Origin of the sequence: Aquiflexum sp. (assembly GCF_041751335.1) — a bacterium.
GTDB lineage: Bacteria > Bacteroidota > Bacteroidia > Cytophagales > Cyclobacteriaceae > Aquiflexum.
Window position 1 is genome coordinate 1 of record NZ_JBGSXS010000110.1, and the last position, 5,637, is coordinate 5,637.

General features: G+C 36.0%; 6 protein-coding genes and 1 rRNA gene. 1 reads left to right on the top strand and 6 read right to left on the bottom strand.

Annotated elements, in window-relative coordinates; genetic code table 11:
- The 6 genes from ACEW8U_RS06170 to rpmH all read right to left on the bottom strand — a co-directional run.
- Window positions 1-126 (bottom strand): 16S ribosomal RNA (locus ACEW8U_RS06170); the annotation flags it as partial.
- Between the two features lie 377 nt (window positions 127-503).
- Window positions 504-1,010 carry a DUF2480 family protein gene (locus tag ACEW8U_RS06175; RefSeq protein WP_373521165.1) on the bottom strand — a complete coding sequence of 169 codons (507 nt, stop codon included), beginning with the start codon at window positions 1,008-1,010 and terminating at the stop codon, window positions 504-506.
- Complete coding sequence (tsaB, locus tag ACEW8U_RS06180) at window positions 1,007-1,696, bottom strand: tRNA (adenosine(37)-N6)-threonylcarbamoyltransferase complex dimerization subunit type 1 TsaB (RefSeq protein ID WP_373521166.1); 690 nt, start codon at window positions 1,694-1,696, stop codon at window positions 1,007-1,009. The genes ACEW8U_RS06175 and tsaB overlap by 4 nt, the downstream gene beginning before the upstream one ends.
- Window positions 1,696-3,369 (bottom strand): S41 family peptidase, encoded by a 1,674-nt coding sequence (locus tag ACEW8U_RS06185; protein WP_373521167.1) that lies wholly within the window; start codon window positions 3,367-3,369, stop codon window positions 1,696-1,698. Before ACEW8U_RS06185 ends, tsaB begins: the two co-directional genes overlap by 1 nt.
- 20 nt (window positions 3,370-3,389) lie before the next feature.
- Window positions 3,390-3,755 (bottom strand): ribonuclease P protein component, encoded by a 366-nt coding sequence (rnpA, locus tag ACEW8U_RS06190; RefSeq protein WP_373521168.1) that lies wholly within the window; start codon window positions 3,753-3,755, stop codon window positions 3,390-3,392.
- A 47-nt stretch (window positions 3,756-3,802) separates the two neighbouring features.
- Window positions 3,803-3,961 (bottom strand): 50S ribosomal protein L34, encoded by a 159-nt coding sequence (gene rpmH, locus ACEW8U_RS06195; protein WP_194975274.1) that lies wholly within the window; start codon window positions 3,959-3,961, stop codon window positions 3,803-3,805.
- A 140-nt stretch (window positions 3,962-4,101) separates the two neighbouring features.
- Here rpmH and ACEW8U_RS06200 point away from each other — a divergent pair.
- A partial coding sequence (locus tag ACEW8U_RS06200; RefSeq protein WP_373521169.1) for a M61 family metallopeptidase occupies window positions 4,102-5,637 on the top strand: 1,536 nt, incomplete at its 3' end.

Sequence of the window (5,637 nt, forward strand, 5' to 3'; positions counted from 1 at the left end):
TGCATACGCGTTACGCACCCGTGCGCCACTCTCATGCTCGTATTGCTACTCACACTGCCGTACGACTTGCATGTATTAGGCCTGCCGCTAGCGTTCATCCTGAGCCAGGATCAAACTCTCCATTGTATAGTTTGGTTCGCCACCGTTTTTCAGGTGGCTTGTTTCCTGCCCATCTTGATTAAGACAAATATTTGTCTTTGTATTGGTGTTTCGTTTCCAGTATTTCAATGAACTTTTCCTCTTCATTAAGAGGCTTGTTTGAGACCTTATCCTCAAAGCGAGTGCAAATATCGGAATTAAATTTTAAACTACAAGTAAGCTTAGAAAATTACTTGAATTATTACGCACTCTCAATCTCCAATTTTAACTCTTATTGCAATCATTTGAGTCCTTCTAACACAAATGGGATTGCAAACTTATTGGACTTTATCAACATTACCAAATAGGTAAATCAAAAAATATTAGACTTGGCAGGTAAATATCTGTATGCAAGAAGTATATTTTTATTTGGACGCTTTAAAAAGAGGTACAGTGCTACAAGGCTCACCATACATGACCGATTTGGCATAGGGTTGCACGATAGACAGAATTCTTCCATATGCAAATAAGGGGATCGGCTGTTTACTACAGCCTTTAATGACGACAGGTTTTCCGACGTACACTAAGGGATCGATTAAGGAAAGAGATTTTTCAAACAAATAATATTCAAGGGTCTGAAGATCTCCAATAATGTATTCTATATGTAAGTTGGTCAGATATGTCCCTACCAACATAAAGGCCCAATTGGGTATTATGGCATCTGCACTGCAATGCACCGCTACCAATTTGTTCTTAAATTTGTTCCAATCCAATTCTTTTAAGGCTGCACGGAAATCTTTCTCTCGCAGGACCAACTCTTCATACAAGAATTCTTTCAAATCAAATACAACCCTCTCTTCTGATCTGTAGAACTCTTCCAGATCAATGGTTACAATTGGGCTATTTGCCACCCTATTTAGTATATCTTTCATATGATCAAAGGATTCTTTTTTGAAGCAATAACCCGGAACTCTTTTAAGTAGTTCGGTTCAAAATAGGCAAGACTCTCAAATTCACTTTTTTGATATTTATCAAATGCCAATTCTCCCATTGATCTTGATGAATTCAAAATATTTGAGAAAACTGCATTTGGATGATCGAGAATTCTTTTCAATTTTTCAACGCCATCACCTAGGAAATACACCTTCCCATTTTGTAAATATTCTAAAAACGGATTATCCTCAACAATTAACGGTTTTGAGGATTCAACTATTTCTCCTTTGGAAGACAAAATAGACATATATATTTCCATTCTTCTTGCATCCATCAACGGAATAATGAAATCTCCATCACTACATATTGGAATTACCTGATGGGCTAAGGCTCTCAATGTGTCCACTCCAATGAGGGGAATATCATGAGCATATGCAAGACCCTTGGCTATAGAAACTCCAATTCTCAGTCCAGTATAAGACCCCGGTCCTGAAGAAACAGCGACAGCATCGAGGTCCTTTGTTTTAAATCCAAGATTCTTAAAGAGACTTTCGATTAAAAGAATAAGCTTTTTGGCGTGGACATTTTCTTGGTTGAGCTCTATCAAACCTAAAAAAAATCCGTTTTGGTGTAAGGCCACAGAACAAATTGATGTTGCCGATTCTATCGAAAGAATGAGGGCCATTAATTTTGATTTTTCTTTACAGAGGCTGTAAGGATTCTATTTATCTCAGCAGAATTGGACAGAACTTCCAATGCCGATTTGACTTCCTCATCACTGGCCAAAGACGATTCAATTACCCCTTCCTGATAAAAATACCTAGAAACAATCTCTTCCCTCATGGCTTCCTTTATTTCTTCCTTAAACGTAATCAAATCCTGCTCTTTATTGTGATTTACCTTTTTCTTAAGATCTAAAATTGTCATTTTAATATCCTCGAAAAACTTTTCCTTTTCAGCATATTTTTCCAAATCGTCTAATGTCTTCTCCACATAGGTAGTATAGTCATAGTCTTTACCGTCCAACCAATTGACAAATTGATCATATAGATCATCTGAAATATGAAAATCTCTTGGACTGCCGATATCCCTGTTTTCAACGAAAAATTTATTTCCAAAATCAAAAACCAGACTTCTTGCCACAAGGCTGTAAGTAATTGGAGCATAATTTTTGGAGGTAACCTCTTTGTCGGGTTCTATTCCTGCACCGTCAAGCACAATCCTTCCATTCTTAGTTGTAAACTCATTTCTTAAACTATCAGGAATCGAGTTTGAATTTCCATTTTCATCTTTTTGACTATAATCAATGGCTTGAATACATCTTCCACTGGGTATGTAATATTTTGCAGTAGTCACTTTAATCTGAGAATTGTAAGAAAGGGGTATAGTTGTTTGAACAAGACCTTTTCCAAAAGTTTTTCTTCCTATCAAAACCGCTCTGTCGTAATCCTGAAGAGCACCTGCTACAATTTCTGCCGCTGAAGCGCTTCTTTCATTGATCAACACAACCAATGGTATATCTTTATCCAAAGGTGATTTGGTGGTTTTATATACCATATTCACACTTGCCAACTTCCCAATTGTACTTACGACTTCTTTTCCTTTTGGAATGAATAGATTGACGATTTCTACTGCCTCTTTCAAAATTCCTCCAGGATTGTCTCTTACATCCAAAACCAATCTGGTGATACCTTGGGATTTTAAATCAACCAATGCATTCCTAACATCTGCAGCAGCATTGGTGGTGAAATCAGATAGTTTGATGTATCCGGTCTGTTCATCAATTTTCCCGTAGTAGGGGACATTGCTGATCACTATTTTTTTCCTTGTCAAATCGACAGAGACTGTATCCTCTCCTCTTTTTACCTGTACAAATACTTTGGTATTGGCAGGACCTTTCAATAATCGTGAAATGTCAGAAGTGAGTTTATCGGTAACATCAACCGTATCAACTTTAAGTAACTGATCACCGATCCTTAGACCGCCAGCCTGGGCTGGAAAACCCTTATATGGCATCAATATCATATTTACCCCCGTACGGTTTCCTATCAAGGCTCCAACTCCGGCATACTCTCCCGTGGTCAAAAGCCTGAAATCATCTGAATTTTCTTCGGGGATATATTCTGTATAGGGATCCAACTCCTCCAACATTGCATTGATACCAATAGTAACCAACTCCTCTGCATCAATTTCATCTACATAATAGGAGTCAAGTTCTCTTACCAGTGAAGCGAAAATGTCAAGGTTTTTTGCTATTGCAAATAATTTATCATTTTTGGTAACAAACGAAAAAAGCATCCCGACCGAAAACAAGATGGCAAACGTCAATAGAATTGGTTTTTTTATATTATGCTTCATATATCAGTATTTCTGAATTGTTAAGATTCGTTAATGGTAGCAAGAATTCTCCTTAGCTTGTTCTGGATTATTTGAAATGTAGCAATTTCAGAGGAAACGTAAATCAAACCAATTATTCTTTTTTGATTCGATATGGGTGTTAATAACTGCTTATTGAGCCTAAAAGCCTCTTTCATTCTTCTCTTTATAAGATTTCTGTGGACAGCTTTTTTGATCTTCTTCTTTGAAACGGAAAAAAGCACCTGATTAGTTTCCAAATCCTCAAAATTGGATTGCAATACCATAACTTTGAACGGGTATAAAAAAAAAGAGGAACCTTTATCAAAAAGTTCCTTAATCAACTTTTGAGAATGTAATCTCTCATTCTTCGTAAGTCTTTTATTCATTGCATTTCTTTTGACGTATGTAAAAATACGAAAATTAATGCCTGAAATTATTTCTTCAATGTTTTCTCAGAAGAAACCGTAAGCTTATGTCTTCCTTTTGCTCTTCTTGACTTCAATACCCTTCTTCCATTGGCAGAGGACATTCTAAGTCTGAAACCATGCTTATTTCTTCTTTTTCTACGAGAAGGCTGAAATGTTCTTTTCATGACGCTATCTTTTAAATATTTTTTGCTTTCTTAATTCAATTCCGAGAGGGTATTCCCATAAAGGACTGCAAAGATAGATAGCTTTTTTTTATTTACAAACCTGTCAATTACTTTTGTTTTAAATCAAAACCCCAAGGTAAATGATTTATTCCATTTCCAGAAAATCAATCCCTTCACAATTTATTCAGATTCATCTTTCTTTAGAATGTATTGAAAATGAAACTGTTCAACTTCAATTGCCTTCATGGAGGCCAGGAAGATATGAATTAACTAATTATGCTCAGTTTCTAAAAGGCTTTGGAGTAAGGTGTGAGGGGAGGAAAATTTTGTGGAAAAAAATCTCAAAAGACCTATGGGAATTCTCTTCTGAGAAAAAAAGTATTTATTCTGTACATTATGAATTTTACTGTAATAGGATGGATGCAGGCGGATGTTGGTCTGATGAACAGCAGTTATACCTGAATTTCACCAACTTTATTTTTGATGTTACGAATAGGCAAAATGAAGAAATTGGGATAGTAGTAGATCTTCCGGATTCTTATAAGGTTGCTACCTCACTTTCTAAAAATGGGCATTTAAATTGGAAGGCAAACGATTTTCAAGAACTAATGGACAGCCCATTGATTGCAAGTAAAAACCTAGAACACCTCAGTTATCAAATAAATAATTCGACTTTCCATATTTGGCTGAATGGTGAAATATTTTTTGATAGAGAAACCTTGAAGTCAGCCTTCCAATCATTCACCAAAACCCAAATTGAAGCTTTTGGAGATTTTCCGGCAACAGATTATCATTTCATTATTCAACTTTTGCCCTATAAACATTATCATGGTGTTGAACATGCCTTTTCGACCGTAGTAACTTTTGGACCAGCAGAAAGTCTGACAGAAAAAAAGCAAATGGACGAATTGATAGGAGTCTGTTCACACGAATTATATCACTTTTGGAATGTTTGTAGAATAAGGCCAAAACCCCTACTCCCTTACGACCTTTCCAAAGAGGTCTATCTTGAATCTGGATTGATCATGGAAGGAATAACCACCTACATGGGAGATTTGTATCTATTGAAATGCGGTTATTTCCAACTGGAAGAATATTTGGAAATACTTCAAAAAGAGATTCAAAAAGATTTCGACAGCTTTGGTTGGAAAAATCAATCAATCATGGAATCAAGTTTTGATTTATGGCTTGATGGTTACAAAGCAGGAATTCCAAATAAAAAAGTGAGTATCTATACCCATGGCGCTTTAATTTCACTGTGCTTGGACCTCATGCTAATTGATGAAAACTCATCGTTACAGGAAGTAATGAATGAAATGTGGCAAAGGTTTTGCGAAAATAAAATCGGGTATTCTTTTGAGGAATTTGAATCTATAGTATTTGGAAGGTTTATTCAGCAGTCTGTTATCAAAGACTTTTTCAAGAAATACATTTATGGAAAAGATGACCTTCTGGGATTTCTAAAAAAACAACTTTTGAGTATTGGGATTTCTGTTGCTGAGACTTTTGAAAAGGATGAGCTTTTGCACCTTTGGGGAATTAGAACAGATAAAAATGGTACGATCACACAAATTCATCCGGATTCAAAGGCTTATTATCAGTTAATGGTAGGTGACAAAATCACTGAATTCAACGGAGAAGACTTTTCCAAATCCCCAAAAAGCGAACAACCTGAT

Excerpts from the sequence above, each read along its gene's own strand:
- rpmH (WP_194975274.1), bottom strand. The coding sequence starts at position 3,961 with ATGAAAAGAACATTTCAGCCTTCTCGTAGAAAAAGAAGAAATAAGCAT.
- ACEW8U_RS06175 (WP_373521165.1), bottom strand. The coding sequence starts at position 1,010 with ATGAAAGATATACTAAATAGGGTGGCAAATAGCCCAATTGTAACCATT.
- tsaB (WP_373521166.1), bottom strand. The coding sequence starts at position 1,696 with ATGGCCCTCATTCTTTCGATAGAATCGGCAACATCAATTTGTTCTGTG.
- rnpA (WP_373521168.1), bottom strand. The coding sequence starts at position 3,755 with ATGAATAAAAGACTTACGAAGAATGAGAGATTACATTCTCAAAAGTTG.
- ACEW8U_RS06185 (WP_373521167.1), bottom strand. The coding sequence starts at position 3,369 with ATGAAGCATAATATAAAAAAACCAATTCTATTGACGTTTGCCATCTTG.